Below are 21,233 nucleotides of genomic sequence, written 5' to 3'. Positions count from 1 at the left end.
ATACGCCGCACTCACCCCCTCCAACGCCGCCTCCCACGTCCCCCGGTCGTCCCAGTCGAACGGCACCGCACCCGACCGCGACCCCACCCGCACCCCGAACCCCCGCGCCGCCAACCGCTCCGCCACCCGCCGCCCTGTCTTGCCCGTACCGCCGACCACCAGCACCACACCGGCATCCACCGCAAGATCCACCACACCAGCCATCACGATCACCCTCATTCGAAGAGACACGGAGGAATCACAGGGGACGGACCTGCCGAAGGCGCCCGTCGCGCCGATCGGTTCGTCGTCGTGGCACCATTCAAATCCCCCCGGGCCGGGCGGGCCATAGCCGCCGCACTCACGTCCATGCGCGAGCGTCCAGACCGCCCACCAGCGGCTCGGCCCGTCGGCGGCTCCTCGACCGTCTGCGGCCACGACTCTCCCGCCATCCACCACAACACACCCCATCCCCGCCCGAAAGCGCATTCCAGCACGCCTCGACCCCTCTTCGACCGCCTGCGGAAACGGCCGCGAATTCCGAACGGAACGGGCCTGGGGGAATCCGCGAAGCGGCCGTGAATGGGGAAAGCCGGAGCGGGCAGACGGAAGCCCGGCCGGCAGCCCCGGCTCCTCCGCCGGGTCGCTTCGCGGGCGATCGACACGCGGGAGGGCCGCGGCGGGACAGGCAGGACAAGCGGGACAGCACGAACGAGAGGGGACCCGTCATGGCCGATCCGGGGAAGTCACCCGCGCCATCCGCTTCATCCACGTCATCGACATCAACCGCGTCATCGGCATCGACGGCGTCATCAGGACCAGCGGCGTCGACCGCCCGGGGCCAGTCCTCGGAGCCGGGGGTGGTCGAGACCCGGGTGCCGGCCCGTCTGGACCGGCTGCCCTGGTCCTCCTGGCACTGGCGGATCGTCATCGGCCTGGGCACGGTCTGGATCCTGGACGGCCTCGAGGTGACGATCGTCGGCAACATGGCGGCCCGCCTGGCCGAGAACGGCAGCGGGATCGCCATCTCCACCAGCCAGGTGACCACCATCGCCGCCGCGGTGTACGTGGCGGGCGCCTGCTCCGGCGCCCTGTTCTTCGGCTGGCTGACGGACCGGCTGGGGCGCAAGAAGCTCTTCATGCTCACGCTCGCCGTCTACCTGGTCGCGACGGCCGTGACGGCGCTGTCCTGGTCCGCCTGGTTCTTCTTCGTGTGCCGCTTCTTCACCGGCTTCGGCATCGGCGGCGAGTACGCGGCGATCAACTCGGCGATCGACGAACTCATCCCGGCGCGGGTGCGCGGGCGGATCGACCTGATCATCAACGGCAGCTTCTGGGTCGGTGCCGCGTTCGGCGCCTTCGCCTCCATCGCGCTGCTCGACAGTTCGCTGTTCGCGACGGACATCGGCTGGCGGCTCGCCTTCGGGATCGGCGTGGTGCTGGGCCTGGTGATCCTGCTGGTGCGCCGGCACGTCCCGGAGAGCCCGCGCTGGCTGTTCACGCACGGGCGGGCGCAGGAGGCGGAGGAGGTGGTGGCCGAGGCGGAGCGGGCGGTCGAGCGTTCGACCGGTGAGCCGCTGCCGCCGGTCACCGGTGAGCCGATCCGGATCAGCGAGCGGGCGTCGCTGGGCTTCGGCACGATCGTCCGGGCCGTCGTGGTTCGCTACCCGCGCCGCACGGCGCTCGGGCTCGCGCTCTTCGTCGGGCAGGCGTTCCTCTACAACGCGATCACCTTCGGCTACGCCGTCATCCTCACCACCTACTTCGGCGTGGCGGACGGCCACACCGGCTACTACTTCGCGGTGATCGCGGTCGGCAACTTCCTGGGGCCGCTGCTGCTCGGCCACCTCTTCGACTCGGTCGGCCGCAAGCCGATGATCGCCGGCTGCTACCTCGGCTCCGGCGTGCTGCTCTTCGCCACCGCCGTCCTCTTCCAGCGCGGCGAGCTGTCCGCCACGACGATGACGGCCTGCTGGACGCTCGTGCTGTTCCTGGCCTCGGCCGGGGCGAGCGCGGCCTACCTGACGGTGAGCGAGATCTTCCCGCTGGAGACGAGGGCGCTGTCGATCGCCTTCTTCTACGCGGTGGGCACGGCGGTCGGCGGGATCACGGGGCCGCTGCTGTTCAACGGGCTGGTGAGCAGCGGGCGGCCCTCCGACACGACGCTCGCGTTCTGCATCGGGGCGGCGCTGATGACGGTGGCCGGGCTGGTGGAGGCTGCGATCGGGGTCCGGGCGGAGGGGCGCAGCCTGGAGTCGTTGGCCTCGCCGCTGAGCGCGGTCGGTGAGCCGCAGAAGGGGGTAGCCCGCGGCTGAGCCGCAGCGGGGGTGGTCCGGCGCGAGCCGCAGCGGGGTGGTCCGCGGGCTGCGCGGACCACCCCCGTTCCGTCGGCTACCGCAGCACGCCGTGCACGGCCTCCGGGTCGGTCGGCGCGAGGCGGGTGGCGCCTCCGGCCCCGGTGCCGGAGGCCGTGCTGCCGGCCTCGGGCGCGGCCTTGGCGGCGGCCGGCGGCGGCGTGACGTACACGGGTTGCGGATCGGCCTCGGGCGCGCAGGTCTTGGCGATCCGTCCCTTGCCCTGGGGCAGGCTGCCGTCGCGCAGGTAGGCGGTGAAGGTGTCGTCCAGGCAGGCGTTGCCGTGGAAGAGGATCTCGTGGAAGCTGCCGCCGGTCTGGACGACGAGCCTGGAGCCGGGCAGGGCGTCGTGCATGGCGACTCCGCCCTCGTACGGGGTGGCGGCGTCCTCGGTGGCCTGGAAGAGCAGTACCGGGGGCAGGCCCTTGCCGGTGATCTTCAGTCGGCCGGCCGGGTTGCCCTGGTACGGCCAGAACATGCAGGCGGCGTTGTACCACATGTTGTTATAGGTGTAGAAGGGTGCGGTGGCGTCGACCTTGGCCTGGTCCTTCTTCCAGGTCTCCCAGTCGCGCGGCCAGGCGTTCTCGGTGCACTGCGCCGCGTTGTACGCCGGGAAGGTGCCGTCGTCGGAGCCCGGGGCCGCGTACTTGTTGTACGCGATGTTCAGCGGGCGGGTGTCGTGCTGGGTGAGGTAGGCGGAGAGCACGGTGGCCATCCGGGGCCAGCGCAGGAAGTTGTAGCCGCCGCCGTAGAAGGTGTCCTCGAACTCGGCCGGGCCGATCCTGCCGGGGGCGGGGGCGGCGTCGACCGGGTCCTTCCGCAGGGCGTCCTCGACCTGGTGGTAGGCCTGTTCGACGGCGGTGGCGTCGGTGCCCAGGTGGTAGACCGGGTCGGCCTTGGCGGCCCAGGCCGCGAAGGCGTCGAAGCGGCGCTGGTGCTCCTTGTCCTGCAGGATGTTGTGGTCGTACCAGCTGATGGTCGGTCCGACGATGCTGTCGAGCACCATCCGGCGCACGTGCGAGGGGAACAGCTGGCCGTAGGTGGAGCCCAGCGAGGTGCCCCAGGAACCGCCGTAGAAGTTGATCTTCTGGGTGCCGAGCGCCCGGCGGATGCTGTCCATGTCGCGGGCGTTGTCGACGGTGGTCATGTGCGGCAGCAGCCAGGACCAGTCGGCCGCACAGTCGGCGGCGTAGCCGGCCGCCTTCTTCAGCCAGGCCTTGGACGTGCCCTGGCTCACCTGGTAGTCGGGGCGCTCGCCGTCGAAGTAGTGGGCGTCGCAGACGACATGGGGGTCGCTGCCGTTGGTGCCACGCGGGTCGAACCCGATCCAGTCGTAGGTCGAGGCGACGTCCGCCGGGAGCTGCCCGGAGATGTACGCGGGCATCCAGAGCCCGGAGTCGCCGGGACCTCCGGGGTTGAGCAGGATCGGGCCCTGCTGCTGCTCCTTGGGTGCGGTGGCGGGGAGCCGGTTCAGCTTGATGGCGATCTTCCGCCCGTGCGGGTCGGCGTAGTCCACCGGCACGTCGAGCATCGCGCACTGCAGCGCGGGGGTGGCGGCGTCGTTGCAGGGGCTCCAGACGAGCTTCCCCTGGCCGGTGTCCGCCAGGTCGGCGGCGTCCGGTCCGGCGGCGGAGGCTGAGGTGCCGCCGAGGGCGGCGACGGCCGCGACGGCCGCGAGCAGGGCGATGGCTTTTCTCATGGGGAGCATGATGTGACATGTGCAATGGCACATCCAGTGAGCTGACCGGAATTTACCAAGGCTTGACCATCCATTCCTGACACATCATCAGACTTGCTTGATTCCGGAGACGTTGTCCGTGCGAGCACACACGATCCGTGACTAGCATCTGAAAGGCATTCCGTTCGCGCGCTAATCGCCTGGGAGGGGCGGCGCCGGACGGACCCCGACAGGAGAGTCCATGCACGTGTCCCACAAGCACGTCCACCCCGTCAGCGACCGCCCCACCGGGGCCGACCTCGCCCTGCCGCCGGCCCTGCCCTACCCCGACGGCTGGTCCGCCCTCGCCTTCTCCGCCGAGCTCCCGCCCGGCACCGTCCTCACCCGCCAACTCGCCGGACAGGACGTCGTGTTGTACCGGCTGCGGAACGGCCGGGTACGCGCGATCCACCCGTACTGCCCGCACCTGGGCGCCCACCTCGGCCTGGCGGCCGTCGAGGGCGACGACCTGGTCTGCCCCTTCCACCGGTTCGCCTTCGACGCCGACGGCCGCTGCGTGCGGACCGGCTACGGCACCCCGCCGCCCAAGGCCGCCCTGACGCCGCTGCCGATCCGCGAGGTGAACGAGACCGTCTTCGTCTGGCGCCACCACGACGGCCGGGAGCCCGACTGGGAGATCCCGGCCTGGCACGTGCTCGGCGACGGCCGTCAGCCGCTGCGGTACGCCTCCTTCGAGATGCCCGGCTACGCCCAGGACGTCATGGAGAACTCCTTCGACCTGGGCCACTTCGTCACCCTGCACGGCTGGCCGCAGGGCGAGTTGGCGGCCCCGGTGGAGTTCGACGGCACCCGGTTCCACGTCTCGATGCGGGTGCGCGAGACCTTCCCGCTGCTCGGGATGCGGCAGGTCGACGTCGAGGTCGACGGGTACGGCCTCACCGCGCTGCACACCGACGTCCGCACGCCCTCGCTCGGCATGGAGATCTGCTCGCTGGTGATGCCCACCCAGGTCTCCCCCGGCCGGATGCAGTTGCGGCAGGCGAGCCGCTTCGTGATGAGGGAGCCGGCCGGCCTGCCGCCGCTCGTCGCCCGCGCCGTCAGCCGCACGCTGACCGCGGCGCTGGCGGGGCCGATGTTCAGGCGCAACCTCGAGTTCACCTCGGCCGACTTCCCGATCTGGTCCACCAAGAGGTACCTGTCGCCGCCCCGGCTCGCCGCCGGCGACGGGCCGATCGGCGCGATGCGGCACTGGGCACGGCAGTTCTACCCGCCGGACCAGCAGGCGCACCTCCCCGCACCCGCCGCCACCCCCGCCTCCGCCGCCACCCCCGCGAGCCGTCCGAGCCCGATGAGTCCGACGAGCCCGACGAGCCGCCGTCCGAGCCGCGACGGGCAGGGGGCGCCCGGCGACGACACCGTGGGCCACGAGGCGGACACCGCACCGGACGCCACGCCCAGTGGTGAGCCCAGCGGCGCTCCGCGCGGCTGAGCCGCCCGCCCGTCCCGGCATCACACCGATCACCGCAACCGGGGCTCCCGGCGGTACCGTCTGGCGTGGAGTACGGGGCGGGTGCGGCGAGGGGAGAGTCGGCGTGGAGGCACTGGGGGACGCGGATCCGCGGCAGGTCGGCGAGTACCGGCTGCTGCGCCGGCTCGGCGCGGGCGGCATGGGCCGGGTGTACCTGGGCCGTACGGCGGGCGGGCGCACGGTGGCCGTCAAGCTGGTGCACGAACAGTTCGCGGCGGACGCGGAGTTCAGGGTGCGGTTCCGCAACGAGGTGGCCGCCGCCCGGCAGGTCGGCGGCCGGTGGACGGCGCCCGTACTGGACGCGGACACCGAGGGCGCCCAGCCCTGGGTGGCCACCGGGTACGTCGCCGGGCCCTCGCTGGGCAGCGCGGTCCGGGACTTCGGCCCGCTGCCCGGCGCGGCCGTCCGCTCGCTCGGGGTGGGACTCGCGGAGGCCCTGCAGGCCGTCCACGCCCGGGGGTTGGTGCACCGGGACGTCAAACCGTCGAACGTGCTGCTGGCGCTGGACGGCCCGCGGCTGATCGACTTCGGGATCACCCGGGCGCTGGACGCGGCGACAGCGCTCACCCGGTCCGGCTTCGTGGTCGGCTCCCCCGGCTACCTCTCCCCCGAACAGGCCGAGGGCCGGGGCGCCGGGGCCGCGTCGGACGTCTTCTCGCTGGGCGCCGTACTGGCGTACGCGGCGACCGGCACCGCGCCGTTCGGGTCGGGGCTGAGCGCGGCCGTCCTGCTCTACCGGGTGCTCCACGAGGAGCCCGACCTCGACATCCCCGACCCGCGGCTGCACGCCGTCGTGGCGGACTGCCTGGCCAAGGACCCGGACCGCCGCCCGACCCCGGCGCAGCTGCGCGAGCGGCTGACCGCGCAGGACCGGGCGGCGGCCGAGCGGCTGGACCAGCGGGACTGGCTGCCCCCGGCGATCGGCGGGGCACTGGCCGCCATGGCGGTCGACCTGCTGGACCTGGACGGCGACGCACCCTCCCGGCCCACCGCCCCAACCGGGCAGTTCGGCCCGGCCGAGCCGTGGTCCGCGCCGCCGCCCGTGCACCGGTCCCCGACGGCCCCGCACCCGCACCCGCACCCGCAGCCGCACCCGGGGGCGCCGTACCCCGGGGCCCATCCGTCGCAGCCCTTCCGGCAGCAGCCGCACCCTCCGCAGGCGCCGCCCGTCCGCCCGCGCCTCCGACGCGGCACGCTGCTCCTCTCCGCCGTGCTGATCGCCGCGCTGACAGGCACGGTGGTGTACCTGGCCGCCCCCGACGGCGACCACAGCGCCGCCGGGGATCCGGGCACCACCCCGAAGCCGACGGCCATCGCCGCCCCCGAGTCCGACGGTGTGGTCCCGGCGGCGTTCCTCGGCACCTGGCAGGGCACCCTCGGCAGTGAACAGACCTTCCTCAAGGCCGACTTCACGATCACGCTCAGCCAGGGCCGGCCGAACGACCCGGTCGCCCGGATCCACAACAACAGCGGCGCCGGCACCCGCTACTGCGACGCCGTCGCGGACCTCGTCCAGGCCACCGCCGACCGCGTGGTGCTGCGCACCGCCCCGATGAACTCGCTGAGCGGTTGCGCGGCCGATCCGCACGACCAGGTGTACACCCCCAACCCGGACGGCAGTCTGCACCTGCTGGTCGGCGGTTTCTCGGGCGACCTGCGGAAGAAGTAGCCCCCGCCCGAGGCCCTCCCGCCCGGGCCCTGCCACTCCACTCCCCCCACTCCACCCCCTGCCCGCCCCCTTCGGCGGGGCCGCACCCGCACCGGGAGCCGCCCCGCCGCACCGGCCTGCCCGGAGACTCCCACCAAGGCGCCCGGAACCGCGCTCGACCCGCACTAGAGGAATCCGGACCGGGCCCTGCGGCACAACTATGGTGCGACGCATCCACCCACCATCCCCTCGATTCGAACACACATCCGCCCGACCGAGTCTCCGCCCCGCCCGAACCACCGTCCCGCACACGAACCACCGTCCCGCGCACGAAAGGAGAACCGCCATGCAGCTCAGAGTCCTCGGCCCGCTCACCGCCGACCTCAACGGCATCTCCGTCGTCCCCTCCGCCGCGAAGCAGCGCCAGCTCCTCGCCCTCCTGGCGCTCTACCCGAACCGGATCCTGCCCATCGCCACGCTGATCGAGGAGATCTGGGGGGACGACCCGCCAAGACAGGCGCTCACCACCATGCAGACGTACATCCTGCAGCTGCGCCGCCGCATCACCCAGGCCCTCGGCCCGACCCCGCACACCACCGCCAAGGACGTCCTCACCACCCGCCACGGCGGCTACCAGCTCACCACGCACCCGGACAACCTGGACGTCCACACCTACAACCTGCTGATCACCCAGGGCCAGCACGCCTTCAACCACGGCCACGACGACCAGGCCGCCACCCACTTCCGCCAGGCCCTCGCCCTGTGGCACGGCCCCGCCCTGGTCGACGTACGGCCCGGACCGATCCTCACCATCGAGATCATGCGCCTGGAGGAGAGCCGGCTCGTCACCCTCGAACGGCGCATCGACACCGACCTGCGGCTCGGCCGGCACAACGAGCTCATCCCCGAACTCACCCACCTCACCCACCAGCACCCCCACCACGAGGGCCTGCACGCCCAGGCCATGGTCGCCCTCTACCGGGCCGGCCGGCAGACCAGCGCCCTGACCGCCTACCACCACCTGCGCCACCGGCTGACCACCGAGCTCGGCATCCAGCCCTCCCCGCACCTGCAGCACCTGCAGCACGCGATCCTCAACCTGGACCCGGCCCTCAACACGCCCGCCACCGCGCACCCGACCACCTACAACCTGTACTCGGCCTGAGCCCCGCCAGGACGGCCGTCCCGCCGACCTCTCCCAGCCCTCACCCACAGGACGCGTCATGACCACCGCACCCGAGAAACCCCTCGCCCTGATCACCGGCGGTACCCGCGGCATCGGCCTCGCCATCGCCCGCGAACTCGGCAGCCGCGGCCACCGTGTCTTCATCTGCGCCCGCACCGCCCAGCACATCGACCAGGCGGTCGCCACCCTGCGCGAGGAGGGCCACCAGGCCGACGGCCTCACCTGCGACGTCCGCAAGCCGGCCCAGGTCGCCGGGCTGATCCGGCACACGGTGGCCGAACACGGCCCGATCACCGTCCTGGTCAACAACGCCGGCCGCACCGGCGGCGGGCCCACCGCGACCACCACCGACGACCTGTGGTACGACGTCATCGACACCAACCTCAACGCCGTCTTCCTGGTCACCCGCGAAACCCTCCGGCAGGGCCACATCACCACCACCGCACACCCGCGCATCATCAACATCGCGTCCACGGCCGGGAAGCAGGCCGTCACCCTGGGCGCGCCGTACACCGCGAGCAAGCACGCCGTCATCGGTTTCACCCGCGCGCTGGCCAAGGAGTTGGCGCCCACCGGCACCACCGTCAACGCCATCTGCCCGGGCTACGTCCAGACCCCGCACACCGCCCGGATCCACCACGAGTACGCCACCGCCTACAACACCACGCCCGAGACCATCCACCGGCACTTCCAGACGCACATCCCGCTCGGCCGCTACACCACCCCGGAGGAGGTCGCCTCGCTGGCCGGCTACCTCACCTCCCCGACCGCCGCCAGCATCACCGCCCAGGCGCTCAACGTCTGCGGCGGACTCGCCACCCAGTAACCCCGGCGCGATCCAGGCCGGCCCACGGGAAGGACTCGGGCTCCGGTGCCCGCTGATCAGCGATGACGAACCGTCAGTTCTCCAGCGCCCCCGTCACCGTCCTGGTGTCCGGCGCCCCCGCGCCCGAGCCCTGCCTGCCCGCCGCCCGCCCGCCGAGACGGCTCGACGCGGGGGCCGTGAGCGCCGCGCTGGCCCGCCCGGCGGCCCGACCGGAGGCCCCGCCGCGGCGAGCCGCCGCGCCGTCCGCCCGCGCCAGGGAGTTCGTGCTGGCCGAGCTGCACCGGGCGTACGAACCCGAAGTGCTGCGCGCCGCGCTGCGGACCGTCCTGCGGGCTCCCGCCGCCGCGGGAGCTTCGCCCCCCGGCACCCCGGACGACACGCTGTGGCAGCGGACGGCGGACGGCCCGGCGGCCCTCGACCGGGTGCTCGCCGAGCTGGGCCGCAGCCTGGCCGGCGGGCCGCGACTGCGGGCCGTCCTGGTCGAGGACCGGGGCGGCGGCGGGGAACGCCGGGACGCGGCCGACCGCGACGGCCGACCGCGGCTCTTCGTCGGCCTCGCGCCCGGCCCGCCCGAGCGCGCCGCCGCCCTCCTGGAGGAGCTGCGGGAGGCGCTGGCGCAGCCGCCCGAGCCGGTCACCGTGCCGACCAGCGCACTGCAACGGGAGATGCTGCGCCAGGTCCTCGGCCCGGCCGACCACGACGGGCGGCACGTCGAGCAGCTGTCCTGGAACTGGCACGGACCGCTGGACACCGAGCGCTTCGCGGCGGCCTGGCAGTCCGTCACCGACCACGAGACGGTGCTGCGCGCCGCCTTCGACTGGGACGAGGACGGCACCGGCGACCCGTGGATGGTGCTCCACGAACGCGCCGCCCCCGACGTGACCCGACACCCGCACGGCACCGCCGACTGGGACGAACTGCTCGCCGCCGACCGCCGGCGCGGCTTCGACCTGCGCCGCCCCGCCCTGCTGCGCGCCACCCTGCTCGACGCCCCGCCGGACGCCGACGAGGGGCCCGCCACCCGGGTACTGCTCAGCTACCACCAGGCGATGCTGGACGGCTGGAGCGTGCGCCTGCTGCTGCAGTCCTTCTACCGCGCCTACCTGACCGGCGGCGTCCTGCCCGGCGGCGAACGCCGCCCCGACCTCCGCGACCACGCCCGCTGGGTGCGGGCCCAAGGCACCGACGCGCCGAGGCAGTTCTGGTCCACCCGACCGGGCGGCACGGCCGTCCTGCCGCTCGCCCCCGACCCGAGCCGACGCGGCAGCGGCCGGGCCCGGCGCCGGCTCACCCCGTACGAGGCGGTACGGCTGCGCGGCTGGGCGGCGGCCTGGGGCGCGGGCGAGAGCAGCGCGCTGCAGGCCGCGTGGGCGCTGCTGCTGTACCGCGCGACGCAGTCGGACCGGCTCCGCCGCCCCGCCAAGGCCGTGCGGGTCGGCTTCGCGGTGACCGTCTCCGGCCGGGGCATCCCGCTGGACGGCATCGACCGGCTGCCCGGCGCCCTGCGCAACCCGCTGCCGATCTCCGTCCGGCTGCACCCCGGCACCACCGTGCCGCAGCTGCTCGCGGCACTGCGCGACGGCGTGCTCGACCTCGCCGCGTACGAGTGGGTCTCCCCCGGGCAGGCCCACCGCTGGACGGCCGGTTCGCGCGGGCAGCGGCCCAACAGCCTGGTCGTGCTGGAGCACCAGCCGCCCGCCTCGCACCACCTGCGGCTGGAGACCGATCTGGCCGCGCACGGCATCCACGTGGAGAGCCCCGTCCCCGCCGCCGGCACCTTCACCTCGTACCCGATCACCCTCGCCGCCCACTACGACGCCACCGGCGGGCTCGTGCTCACCGCCACCCACGACCGCGCCCTGCTCGCCGACCGGGACGCCCTCGAACTCCTCAGCCAGAGCGCCCACCTGCTGCGCGCCTTCCCCGACCTGCCGAGCGGGCTGAGCACCACGGAGGTGCTGCGCTCCACGCTCGCCGGACAGCCGACGCCCCGGCTCGGCGAACCGGGCTCGGACCCTGCGGACGGCTCGGTCGGCCCGGGCGGCTCGGGGGACACGGGCGTCTCGCCCGGTGCCGACGACGCCCCGGCGGTGCGGCTGGACCTGCTGCACCGGGCCACCCGCCCGGGCGCGGGCTGGGTCCTGCTGCTGCCTCCCCCCGGCGCCCCGCACGACCGCTACCCCGGCGCGGCCCGCCGCTGGCCCGGCCCGCAGGCCCTCGCCGTGCTGCGCCCCGCCGGTGGCGGGGCGCCGCCCGCCGCCTACCGGCCGGTGCTCGCCCCCCTGCTGGAGTCCCGCGCGCCGGTGGCGCTGGTCGCCCCGCCGGGGCTCGGCGTCACCGCGTACGAGATCGCCCGGTTGGGAGCCGCGACGCACCCGCCGCTGGTGGTGCTGCTCGACGAGGAGGACGACCTGACGGTGCTGGCCGGCCTGCTGGCGGCAGCGCCCCGGCGCTGACGTCCGCACCGGTCGCGGGGCCTGCCCCGGCGCCGAGGCCCGGGCCGGCGTCGGGCCCGCACGGCCGGTGCGGCGCGCCCCGGCCGCGAGCGGCCCGCCCCGGCCCGACGCCACTACCGTGGACCCATGGCCCGTTTCGTCCTGACCCGCCGTTCCCAGCTGCCGCCGGCCCGCTGCTGGGAGCGGTTGACCGACTGGCCCCGGCACGGGGAGCGGGTGCCGTTCACCCGGGTCGGTGTCGCCCGGGGCACCGGCCGGGAGGTCGGCGATGTCGTCCTGGCCCGGACGGCCTTCGGGCCGCTGCGCTTCGACGACCCGATGGAGGTCGTCGAGTTCGTCGCGCCGGGGCCCGGGCGCGACGGCCTCTGCCGACTGGCGAAGCGCGGCCGCCCGGTGCGCGGCGGGGCCGTGCTGCGGGTCCGGGCGGTGGGCGGCGGCTGCGAGGCGGTCTGGGCGGAGGAGTTGCTGATCACCGGTCTGCCCCGGTTCGCCGATCCGGTCGTCGCTTCGGTGGGCCGGCTCGTCTTCGGCCGGGTGCTGGACCGGCTGCTGCGGCCGTAACGCGGCTACCCGGCGCGGCGCCGGCCCGGGTACTGCTCCCGGACGTAGCCGCGCACGTCGCCCTGGACGGTGACGCCGTCGTGGTGGGCCAGCTGCCAGGCCGTGTACAGCGCGCTCGCCACCTGCTCGGCGTCCGCGTCGCCGTTGCCCAGCGCCACCCGGTCGCGCAGGGCGGCGGCGCGCAGCAGGTAGTCGCGCCGCGCCCGGGGCGGCCCCAGGACGAGCTTGCGGTGGTTCGCGAGGTACCCGTCTTCTTCCTCGATTCCCGGGGCGTCCGCGTACGCCTGCCCGGGCTCGGGCACGGGCCCGGTCGGCGCGTTCCGTACGTGCGGGGGCGGCAGCGGTGGCAGGCCGTGGGCGGAGAGCACGGCGTTCGCGAACTCCGGCCGGTCGACGGGCAGTCCGCGCCGTCCGAACAGGGCGAACAGCTCGGCGAGGGCGCGCGGTTCGACTCCGCGCGGCCGGTCCTCCGCGGTGGCGGCGAGTTCCCCGAGGAACGGGCCCCAGTGGCGGCCCGGCGGATCGACGAGGCGCACCCGGAGCCGGACCCGGTGGGCGCCGGTCTCCGAATCCTCGGTGAACTCCATGGCCAGCCCCCGGATCTCCGACCAGGCGTAGCGCTTGGCGACGAGCAGCCGCACCAGCACCAGGCCGCTCTCCTCCTCCCGCAGCCGGAAGGTGCACGGCGCCCCGAAGGTCACCGCGGCGACGATCGCGACCCCGATCAGCGCGGTCACTCCCCCGCCCGTGGCGCCGGTCCCGCCCAGGACGATCACCGGCACGATGGCCAGCAGGCAGCCGATCCCGAAGACGTCCACCAGGCGCCGCATGAACGCCAGTCGCACCGTCAGCATTTCGCCCCCTGTTGCCCGCGCGTCCTCCCACCCTCCCGGTGGGCGACCGCCCGGGACAAGCGCGGCGGCGGAGCTGTGACGGCCCCGTGACGAACCGTGCCGTCCGCCCCGGGTCACCTCCCGCGCAGGCGCCGGACGAGGTCGCGGGCCGCGGCCGGCCAGCGCGGGTACTCGAAGGTGAAGCCGGCATCCAGCAGGCGGGCCGGCACCACGCGGCGGCTCTTCAACAGCAGTTCGGACTCGGAGCGCAGGGCGAAGGCGCCGAGTTCGACCATCCGGCGGGTGGCGGGCAGGGCCAGCGGCATGCCCCAGGCCCTGCGCAGGTCGCGCATGAACTCGCGCTGGGGGAGCGGGTTCGGGGCGGCGAGGTTGACGGGCCCGGCGAGCTCCCGGCGGGCGATCAGGAAGTCGACGGCGCGGGCGAAGTCGCGTTCGTGGATCCAGGAGACGTACTGCGCGCCGCCGGCGATCGGCCCGCCGGCGCCGAGGCGGGCCAGCCAGGAGAGCGAGTCGAGGGCGCCGCCGCGTTCCGGGCCGAGGACGACGGCGGTGCGCAGGGCGACCTTGCGGGTGTGCGGGGTTTCGGCTTCCGCCTGGGCCTGCTCCCAGGCCCGGGCGATGTCGATGCTGTGCCGCCAGGACGGCGGGGCGTCGGGCTCATCGCCGCCGATCAGACCGTCCCGTTCGCCGTTGGGGGCGTCGTGGCGGTGGGCGTAGACCGTGGCGGTGCTCATCTGCAGCCAGACGGCGGGCGGGCGCCGGGCGGCTGCGACGGCCTCTCCGACGGCCCGGGTGGAGAGCACCCGGGAGTCCATCATGGCCCGCCGGTTCTCCTCGGTGTAGCGGCAGGTGACGCTGCGTCCGGCGAGGTTGAGCACGACGTCGCTGCCGTCGACCTCTTTTGCCCAGGCGCCGAGCGTGCGTCCGTCCCAGCCGACCTGCCGGGGCCGGGCCGGCCTGCGGGTCAGGGTGACCACCTGGTGCCCGGCGGCGGTGAGGCTTCGGTCGAGCAGCGCCCCGAGGGCGCCGGATCCACCGGGAATGACGACCTTCATGATGCCCCCTGGCGCGTCGGTTTCCCGCCCAGCGTAGCCGATGATTCTGAACGCGTTCAATTACCCTGTTCCGGCATCCCGCCCGGCCTGCCCGTCACCTGGCACGGGACGCGCCGCACGCCACGGAACGCCGGAACGGCGGCCTCCGCAGCAACAGCTGACGGCGAATCGGCCCGACCGGTGGGGTCAGTGTCGATCACCCGTCACGGGCGTGGATATCGTGGCCGCCATCGCCGCGCGGCCGACTTCTCTGCGCGCGGCCCTTCGCCATGTCAGGAGAGATCTGGGTGAAGTCCCGTATGACAGCGCTCCGCAGCGCCTCGGCCGTCGCGGCGGCCGTGCTCATGGCGGTGCCCACCGCCGGCGCCGCCGCAGCCGCGCCCGCCGGCGGTCAGGACACCAAGGCGGTGACGTACCAGGGCCGCGTCTTCCATGTCCCCGCGGCCTGGCCGGTCGTCGACCTGGGCGTGGACCCGCAGGCCTGTGTCCGCTTCGACCAGCACACCGTCTACCTCGGCCACCCGGGCGAACAGCAGGTCTGCCCGCCCCGGTTGATCGGCCGCACGGAGGCGCTGCTGGTCGAGCCCGCCGCGACGGCCACGCCGGACCGGGAGGGCTCCAACCCCGTCGCGCACACGCTCCGGGCGAACGACGGTGTCGTCGCCGTGACCGGGACGTACGACACGGACCAGCCGTCGGTGCGGCGGATCATCACCGGCGCCGGGCTCACCCCCGAGCCGACGCGTCACCCGGCGTCCGCGCCCGGCGGCCCCGGCACGGCCCCCGCGCCGGGCTCCGCACCGCGGTCCGGCACCGCCGCGGCTGCGGCCGCGCCGTCCGAACCGGCGTCGACTGCCCCGGCCGCGGCTGCGGTACCCGCGTCGGCGACGAACTACACCGGCAAGGGTTTCGACGCCTGCACGGCGCCCTCCGGCGCCGCGATGAACGCGTGGATGGCCTCCTCCCCCTACCGGGCGGTCGGCATCTACATCGGCGGCGCCAAGCGGGCCTGCGCCCAACCCAACCTGACGGCCTCCTGGGTCCAGCAGCAGCAGGCCGGCGGCTGGGCCTTCATGCCGCTGTACGTCGGCACGCAGGCGTCGAAGATCGCCTCTCCCGCCGCCGAGGGCGCCAGCGCCGCCGACGACGCGGTGAGCCAGGCCCAGTCCCTCGGCTTCGGCCCCGGCACGATTCTCTACTACGACATGGAGGCCTACGCCCCGCAGTACTCGGGCGCGGTGCTCGGCTTCCTCACCGCCTGGACCTACGAACTGCACGCCTGGGGCTACAACTCCGGGGTGTACAGCAGTTCCTCGTCCGGCATGAAGGACCTGGCCGCCAACGCCGGCAACAGCGCCTACGCCATGCCCGACGCCGTCTTCAGCGCCAACTGGAACGGCCGGGAGGACACCGACGACCCGGCGATACCCGCCGGCTACTGGGGCGACCACCAGCGCGCCCACCAGTACGCCTCGCCGCAGGCCCCGGAGACCTGGGGCGGCTTCAGCATCGGGATCGACCAGGACGTCCTCGACATCCGGCTCGGCAGCGCCCCTGCGGGCCAGTCCTCCGGGTTCTACCTCGGCGTGCGCCAGAGCTCGGGCAACTGGCCCGGTTTCAGTCCGCTGGCGGGCGCGGCGGGAGTGTTCCGCGGCTCGGAGGCCGCGGCGGCCGGTCTGCCGGGCGGCTCCTCGCAGGAGCTGGGCATCGGACTGGACAGCCAGCTGTACCACGGGGTCCGCGCCGCGAACGGCGGGTGGTCCGGCTTCGCCGCGCTGCCCGGCATCGGCACCCCGACCATGGCCGCCCAGCGGGCAGGCATCGCCGGCCTGCCGGACGGCTCGTCGCAGGTGGTGGCGATCGGCAACGACGGCATGGTCTACCACCAGGCCCGCTTCGCCGACGGCAGTTGGTCCGGCTTCGCCGCGCTGCCCGGGATCGGCACCCCGACCATGGCGGCCGGGGACGTCGCCATCGCCGGCCTGCCGGACGGCTCCGCGCAGGTGGTGGCGATCGGCAACGACGGCATCGTCTACCACCAGGCCCGCTTCGCCAACGGCAACTGGTCCGGTTTCGCCGCGATCCCCGGGGTGAACAGCCCGCGGATGGCGGCCACGCGGGTGGCCGTCGCAGGGCTGCCGGACGGCTCCTCCCAGATCCTGGCGCTCGGCAACGACGGCATCGTCTACCACCAGGCCCGGTTCGCCAACGGCAGTTGGTCCGGCTTCGCCGCGATCCCGGGAGTCGGCACGCCCACCATGGCCGCGCGGACGGTCGGCATCGCCGGCCTGCCCGACGGCTCCTCGCAGGTGGTGGCGATCGGCAACGACGGCATGGTCTACCACCAGGCCCGGTTCGCCAACGGCACCTGGTCCGGCTTCGCCGCCGTCCAGGGCCCGTACGGCGCGAGCACCTTCCCGGCCCAGCGCGCCGCCATCGCCGGCCTGCCCGACGGCTCCAGCCAACTGCTGGTCGCCCGGGGCTGACCGGGCCCGCCCCACCCGCCGGCGCCGCCCGCCCCGGTACTCCGGGCGGGCGGCGCCTCGGCTCGTGAGCCCCCGCGCCGGGCGCCGCACCGCTACCGCGAGGGGGCGGCCGGCGCCCGGACGCCGCCGGGGCCCGCCGGCTCGTCCTCCGGTGCCCCGGCGGGCTCCGGCAGCGTCCGGAACAGGGCCCAGCTCAGCACCGGCATCAGCACCAGCGGCAGCAGCGCCGTCCGCAGCGAAGCCGCGTCCGCGAGGCCGCCGATCAGCGGGCCGGCCAGGCCGCCGACGCTCACCGTCAGCCCGAGGGTGATCCCGCTCGCCGTGCCGACCCGCGACGGCAGGTAGTCCTGCCCCAGCGTGACCTGCAGCGAGAACGGCACGTACAGCCCGGCCGAGGTGAGCGCCACGCACGGGTACAACGCCGGCCCCGGCACCAGCAGGACCCCGGCGACCGCGGCCGCCGCCACCAGGTACGACCGGCGGGCCGCCGTGACCCGCCCCCAGCGGTCCGCCAGCGCGCCGCCCAGCACCGAGCCCACCGCGCCGCCCGCGTACAGCACCACCAGCGCCGCGGTGCCCGCCGCCGTACCGCCGCCGAGGCGCTGGGCGACGAAGAGCGGGAGGAAGGTGCTCAGCCCGACGAAGGCGATCGAGCGGCACACCACGGCCAGCGACAGCTTCACGAAGGAGGCCCGGTCGTCCGCCACCGGGGGCTTCGCCCCGCCCGCCCCGGCCGCACGCCGCCGCTCCAGCTCGCGCAGCACCGGCAGGCACAGCACCGCCCCCGCGAGCGCCGGCAGCGCCAGCAGCGGCGTCAGCCGCAGCCCCCCGGTGCCGACCACGGCCGCGACCAGCAGCGGCGCCGCCGCGAAACCCAGGTTGCCGCCCAGCGAGAACCAGGCCATCCCCCGGTGGCCGCCCCGCCCGCCCCGCGCCGCCAGCCGCGCCACCCGGGCCGACTCCGGGTGGTAGGCCGCCACCCCGATCCCGGACAGCGCCACGGAGGCGAGCGTCAGCCCGTACGAGCCGCTCACCCCGCCGAGCGCGATGCCCGCCCCGCCCGTCAGCGTGCCGGCGGGCAGCAGCCACGGCAGCGGACGGCGGTCGGTGAGCGCCCCGAACAGCGGCTGCGCCACCGAGGACAGCAGCGAGGCCGCCAGCACCACCCCGGACACGGCCGCGTACGTGTAGTGGCGTTCGGCGACGAAGAAGGGCACCAGGGCCGCCACCGCGCCCTGGTAGACGTCCACGCAGGCGTGCCCGACGGAGAGCAGCAGGATCGACGTGCGCTCGGAGGTTCGCTTCGGCATGCCGCCATGCTCCGCTCACCACCCCCTGTCGGACTTCCGATAAGCTGCCATCCGATGCCGGAAATCCGCCACGATCCGACAGCGCCGACCCGCTCCCGACTCCTGCCGCCCGGCGGCGGGATCGACGCCCACCGGCACGACGACCACCAGATCGCCTACGCCGCGCGGGGCGTCGTGGCCGTCACCACCGACGCCGGCTCCTGGGTCGCCCCCGGCAACCGCGCCCTGTGGATCCCGGCCGGCACCGTCCACGCCCACCAGGCCCACGGCGAACTCGAACTCCACCTCGTCGGCCTGCCCGCCACCGACAACCCGCTCGCCCTCGACCGGCCCACCGTCCTCGCCGTCGGCCCGCTGCTGCGCGAACTGATCGTCGCCTACACCCGCACCCCCGACCAGGACACGCCCGAACGCGCCCGGCTGCGCGCCGTCCTCCTCGACCAGCTGCGCGCCTCCCCCCAGCAGCCGCTCCACCTCCCCACCCCCGGCACGCCCGTGCTGCGCGCCCTGTGCGCCCTGCTGGACGCCGACCCGGCCGACCGCCGCACCCTCGCCGAACTCGGCCGCGCCGTCGGCGCCAGCGACCGCACCCTCTCCCGGCTCTTCCGCGCCGACCTCGGCATGACCTTTCCCCAGTGGCGCACCCAGCTGCGACTCCACCACGCCCTGGTGCTGCTCGCGGACGGCCTGCCCGTCACCGCCGTCGCCCACCGCTGCGGCTGGGCCTCCGCCAGCGCCTTCATCGACGTCTTCCGCCGCACCTTCGGCCACACCCCGGGCGGCCACGCGCCGCGCTGACCGCCCGGGCACGACCGCGTCGTCCGTGCCGCGTGGCAGGCTTGGCCGCATGTGCGGCCGCTTCGTCTCCACCACCACGCCCCAGGACCTCGTCTCCCTCCTCGGCGAGCTCCGCTGGGATCCGGCCGAGGCCCTCGCGCCGAGCTGGAACGTCGCCCCCACCGACCCGGTGCCGGCCGTCCTGGAACGCGTCGACCGGGAGACCGGCGAGCTGCAGCGCCGGCTGCGCCCACTGCGCTGGGGCCTCGTCCCGTCCTGGTCCAAGGACCCGTCCGGCGGCGCCCGCATGATCAACGCCCGCTCGGAGACCGTCGACACCAAGCCCGCCTTCCGCAAGGCCTTCACCGCCCGCCGCTGCGTCATCCCCGCCGACGGCTACTTCGAATGGCGCGAGGTCCCCGCCACCGCCGACCGCAGGAAGTACAAGCAGCCGTACTTCCTCAGCACCGGCGGCGTGATGCTGATGGCCGGCCTCTACGAGTTCTGGCGCGACCGCACCCGCCCGGACGACGACCCGCTCGCCTGGCTCGCGACCGCCACCGTGATCACCACCGACGCCACCGACAGCGCCGGCCGCGTCCACGACCGGATGCCGCTCACCATCGCGCCCGACGACCTCCCCGTCTGGCTCTCCCCCGCCCACACCGACTCCGCCGAACTCCACCACCTGCTCCGCCGCCCCGCCGACGGCGACCTGCGCGTCCGCGCCGTCTCCCCCGGCGTCAACAGCGTCCGCAACAACGGCCCCGAACTGCTCGCCGAGGCCCCCGACCCCCTGGGTCTCGCGGACTGACGCGCCGTCACGGCCCCTCCCCGCGCCGCGACCCCGCCGTCGTTCCGCGGCCGCGCGCCGGCGTCGGCCGCCCGAGCGGGAGCAGGTACTGGATCGGCTCCTCCAGGTCGTCGAGGGCGAGGAGTTCGTGCGCGAGGTCGTCGTGGAGGCCGCCGAGCGGGGTGGTGCCGAGGCCGAAGGCGGCGGAGGTCAGGAGGAGGTTCTGGGTGAGGTGGCCCGCTTCGAGGAGGCCGAGGCGCAGCGCCCGCAGGCCGTAGCGGCGGCGCAGGCGGGCGAGGTCGAGGTAGACGGCCAGGACGGCGGGGGCCTGCGCGATGTCGATGGCGTTCGGGTCGTCGGCGGGGCGGGAGAGGTAGGAGGAGAGGGCCCTGAGGTCGTCGACGGCGGGCGCCGGGCCGATCGGGCGCAGGCCGCGGTGTTCGGGAAGGCACTGGTAGGTGCCGGCGGGCAGGCCGTCCACGGCGAGGGCGACCAGCCGGGCGCGGACGGTGTGCAGGGCACCCGCGCTGGGGTACGGGCGGTGGCCGGTGTCGGCGCCGGGGGCGTACGCGGACCACAGCAGGCCGCCGAGGGTGCCGGCGGTGAGCGGCCCGGTCAGCGGGCCCCGGGTGGAGCGCCGGTCGTGCAGCGCGGCGGCGAGGGTGACCGGCGGCAGGGGGTCGGCGGGCAGCGGGAGGTCTCCGGCCCGGGGCGGCGAGGCCGGGGTGGGCGGCAGGTCCCGCAGGGCGGTGTCCTCGGGGCGGCCGATCTGGAACTTGCTCCGCTCCAGGTACTGGTGGTCGGGGGCGTGGTGGTCGGCGGGGAAGAAGGTGAACGGCTGCCCGGCCTCGAGCAGCGTCCGGGCGGCGAGGCGGCAGACGGCGCGTTCCTCGTCGGGCCCCACACCGAGCCGGTTGAACAGCATGTGCAGCTGGGAGGCCCACACCCAGGAGAGGCGTTCCGAGGCGTCCGCGGGCGCCACGGCCCGCATCCTGGCTGCGGCGTCGGCGGTCCGCGCGGCCCAGTCGCCGAGCCAGGGAGCGGCTGTCCCGGCGTCGAGCGCGGCGCGCAGCGCCCGGGCGCGCCCGGCCAGGGCCTGCCGCTGCCGCGCGAACACCGTGTTGACCCGGGTGTGGACGGCGGCGCCGGGCAGCGGCGGGTACTCGGTGACCCACCGCCAGGAGGCGGCGTGGCGGCGCAGCCAGCGCGAGGCCGCGAGTTCGTCGAGCCCGAGGGCGTGCGCGGTGGTGTGGGCGAGGTCGAGGGCGAGCGGCAGCCGGGAGTCGGGGGCGGACGCGAGGGCGCGCAGCGCGTGCACGGCGGTGCGGGTGGAGTGGGTGAACACCTCTTCGGCGATCGGCAGCAGGGCGGGGCCGCCGTAGCGCTCGGTCTCGGGCGCGTACGGCACCTCGGTGACCTCGCCGTGCCGGGCTGTCCAGGGCCCGTCGGGCGGGGTGCGGCGCCCGGCGAGGCGGCTGAGGTCGGCGGCGAGGCGGGTGGGGTCGAGGGCCGGGGAGGCCGTCGGCGGGCCGGGGTGGCGCAGCCGGATCCGCAGGTGGGGGCCGCCCTCGCCGTAGCGGATGAAGAACCAGTCGGTGCCCGCGAGTCCGTCCATCAGCGGGGCGAGGTCCTCGGTGACGAAGCCGTCCGCCTGCGCGGCGGACAGGGGCAGCGCGAGGTGCAGGCTGTGCCAGCCGGTGCTCGGTGCGGCGGGGGCGGTCGGCAGCTGGTGGGTCGTCATC

The 21,233-nt window shown here is 75.0% G+C and carries 15 protein-coding genes and 1 pseudogene; 10 read left to right on the top strand and 6 right to left on the bottom strand.

The genetic code is table 11. From position 1 onward, the window contains the following. A pseudogene (locus IF30_RS49040) lies at positions 1-219 on the bottom strand (hypothetical protein); the annotation flags it as partial. 488 nt (positions 220-707) lie between these two features. Between IF30_RS49040 and IF30_RS0103835 the strand changes: the two are divergent. Further along, positions 708-2,294: an MFS transporter gene (locus IF30_RS0103835; protein WP_078891100.1), complete on the top strand. Its 1,587-nt coding sequence runs from the start codon at positions 708-710 to the stop codon at positions 2,292-2,294. A 76-nt stretch (positions 2,295-2,370) separates the two neighbouring features. On the opposite strand, the gene IF30_RS0103830 is transcribed toward IF30_RS0103835, so the two are convergent. After that, on the bottom strand, positions 2,371-4,032 hold the full coding sequence (locus IF30_RS0103830; protein WP_051709145.1) for an alpha/beta hydrolase: 1,662 nt from the start codon (positions 4,030-4,032) through the stop codon (positions 2,371-2,373). A 220-nt stretch (positions 4,033-4,252) separates the two neighbouring features. On the opposite strand from IF30_RS0103830, the gene IF30_RS0103825 reads away from it, so the two are divergent. The 6 genes from IF30_RS0103825 to IF30_RS0103800 all read left to right on the top strand — a co-directional run bounded on the left by IF30_RS0103825 (position 4,253) and on the right by IF30_RS0103800 (position 12,216). Next, the gene (locus IF30_RS0103825) at positions 4,253-5,500 is read left to right on the top strand and encodes a Rieske 2Fe-2S domain-containing protein (RefSeq protein WP_063752471.1); all 1,248 of its coding nucleotides are present in this window, start codon (positions 4,253-4,255) and stop codon (positions 5,498-5,500) included. 103 nt (positions 5,501-5,603) lie between these two features. Further along, positions 5,604-7,208: a serine/threonine-protein kinase gene (locus IF30_RS0103820; protein WP_051709142.1), complete on the top strand. Its 1,605-nt coding sequence runs from the start codon at positions 5,604-5,606 to the stop codon at positions 7,206-7,208. Between the two features lie 325 nt (positions 7,209-7,533). After that, positions 7,534-8,352 carry an AfsR/SARP family transcriptional regulator gene (locus IF30_RS0103815; RefSeq protein ID WP_030231886.1) on the top strand — a complete coding sequence of 273 codons (819 nt, stop codon included), beginning with the start codon at positions 7,534-7,536 and terminating at the stop codon, positions 8,350-8,352. Between the two features lie 58 nt (positions 8,353-8,410). Continuing rightward, positions 8,411-9,199: an SDR family NAD(P)-dependent oxidoreductase gene (locus tag IF30_RS0103810; RefSeq protein WP_030231884.1), complete on the top strand. Its 789-nt coding sequence runs from the start codon at positions 8,411-8,413 to the stop codon at positions 9,197-9,199. A 62-nt stretch (positions 9,200-9,261) separates the two neighbouring features. Next, complete coding sequence (locus IF30_RS43210) at positions 9,262-11,655, top strand: condensation domain-containing protein (RefSeq protein WP_051709140.1); 2,394 nt, start codon at positions 9,262-9,264, stop codon at positions 11,653-11,655. Positions 11,656-11,781: 126 nt separating this feature from the next. After that, a complete protein-coding gene (locus IF30_RS0103800) occupies positions 11,782-12,216 on the top strand; it encodes a hypothetical protein (protein ID WP_030231879.1) in 435 nt (144 codons plus the stop codon). Between the two features lie 5 nt (positions 12,217-12,221). On the opposite strand, the gene IF30_RS0103795 is transcribed toward IF30_RS0103800, so the two are convergent. Together IF30_RS0103795 and IF30_RS0103790 are read right to left on the bottom strand one after the other, a co-directional pair. Next, positions 12,222-13,070, bottom strand: coding sequence for a hypothetical protein (locus tag IF30_RS0103795; protein ID WP_030231876.1), 849 nt, complete (start codon positions 13,068-13,070; stop codon positions 12,222-12,224). A gap of 113 nt (positions 13,071-13,183) precedes the next feature. Continuing rightward, a complete protein-coding gene (locus tag IF30_RS0103790) occupies positions 13,184-14,125 on the bottom strand; it encodes a TIGR01777 family oxidoreductase (protein WP_030231874.1) in 942 nt (313 codons plus the stop codon). A 299-nt stretch (positions 14,126-14,424) separates the two neighbouring features. Between IF30_RS0103790 and IF30_RS49035 the strand changes: the two genes are divergently transcribed. After that, entirely contained in the window at positions 14,425-16,611 is a 2,187-nt protein-coding gene (locus tag IF30_RS49035; protein ID WP_051709138.1) for a glycoside hydrolase domain-containing protein, read from the top strand. Between the two features lie 92 nt (positions 16,612-16,703). On the opposite strand, the gene IF30_RS0103780 is transcribed toward IF30_RS49035, so the two are convergent. Next, entirely contained in the window at positions 16,704-17,921 is a 1,218-nt protein-coding gene (locus IF30_RS0103780; protein ID WP_037898740.1) for an MFS transporter, read from the bottom strand. A gap of 54 nt (positions 17,922-17,975) precedes the next feature. Here IF30_RS0103780 and IF30_RS0103775 point away from each other — a divergent pair, with 54 nt between their 5' ends. Next, complete coding sequence (locus IF30_RS0103775) at positions 17,976-18,719, top strand: AraC family transcriptional regulator (protein ID WP_030231867.1); 744 nt, start codon at positions 17,976-17,978, stop codon at positions 18,717-18,719. 49 nt (positions 18,720-18,768) lie between these two features. Further along, positions 18,769-19,512 (top strand): SOS response-associated peptidase, encoded by a 744-nt coding sequence (locus tag IF30_RS0103770; protein ID WP_030231863.1) that lies wholly within the window; start codon positions 18,769-18,771, stop codon positions 19,510-19,512. 7 nt (positions 19,513-19,519) lie between these two features. Here IF30_RS0103770 and IF30_RS43200 read toward each other — a convergent pair whose 3' ends face one another. Further along, positions 19,520-21,232: a thiopeptide-type bacteriocin biosynthesis protein gene (locus tag IF30_RS43200; protein WP_051709137.1), complete on the bottom strand. Its 1,713-nt coding sequence runs from the start codon at positions 21,230-21,232 to the stop codon at positions 19,520-19,522. Position 21,233: the final 1 nt, after the last annotated feature.

The organism is Streptomyces sp. NRRL S-350, assembly GCF_000719705.1.
GTDB lineage: Bacteria > Actinomycetota > Actinomycetes > Streptomycetales > Streptomycetaceae > Kitasatospora.
Note: the sequence above shows the minus strand (reverse complement) of the source record. Positions and strands in the feature narration are given on the sequence as shown.

Coding starts and splice junctions, on each gene's coding strand:
- IF30_RS0103825 (WP_063752471.1), top strand. CDS start 4,253: ATGCACGTGTCCCACAAGCACGTCCACCCCGTCAGCGACCGCCCCACC.
- IF30_RS0103780 (WP_037898740.1), bottom strand. CDS start 17,921: ATGCCGAAGCGAACCTCCGAGCGCACGTCGATCCTGCTGCTCTCCGTC.
- IF30_RS49035 (WP_051709138.1), top strand. CDS start 14,425: ATGACAGCGCTCCGCAGCGCCTCGGCCGTCGCGGCGGCCGTGCTCATG.
- IF30_RS43210 (WP_051709140.1), top strand. CDS start 9,262: ATGACGAACCGTCAGTTCTCCAGCGCCCCCGTCACCGTCCTGGTGTCC.
- IF30_RS0103810 (WP_030231884.1), top strand. CDS start 8,411: ATGACCACCGCACCCGAGAAACCCCTCGCCCTGATCACCGGCGGTACC.
- IF30_RS0103790 (WP_030231874.1), bottom strand. CDS start 14,125: ATGAAGGTCGTCATTCCCGGTGGATCCGGCGCCCTCGGGGCGCTGCTC.
- IF30_RS0103815 (WP_030231886.1), top strand. CDS start 7,534: ATGCAGCTCAGAGTCCTCGGCCCGCTCACCGCCGACCTCAACGGCATC.
- IF30_RS0103830 (WP_051709145.1), bottom strand. CDS start 4,032: ATGAGAAAAGCCATCGCCCTGCTCGCGGCCGTCGCGGCCGTCGCCGCC.
- IF30_RS0103795 (WP_030231876.1), bottom strand. CDS start 13,070: ATGCTGACGGTGCGACTGGCGTTCATGCGGCGCCTGGTGGACGTCTTC.
- IF30_RS0103775 (WP_030231867.1), top strand. CDS start 17,976: ATGCCGGAAATCCGCCACGATCCGACAGCGCCGACCCGCTCCCGACTC.
- IF30_RS0103800 (WP_030231879.1), top strand. CDS start 11,782: ATGGCCCGTTTCGTCCTGACCCGCCGTTCCCAGCTGCCGCCGGCCCGC.
- IF30_RS43200 (WP_051709137.1), bottom strand. CDS start 21,232: ATGACGACCCACCAGCTGCCGACCGCCCCCGCCGCACCGAGCACCGGC.
- IF30_RS0103835 (WP_078891100.1), top strand. CDS start 708: ATGGCCGATCCGGGGAAGTCACCCGCGCCATCCGCTTCATCCACGTCA.
- IF30_RS0103770 (WP_030231863.1), top strand. CDS start 18,769: ATGTGCGGCCGCTTCGTCTCCACCACCACGCCCCAGGACCTCGTCTCC.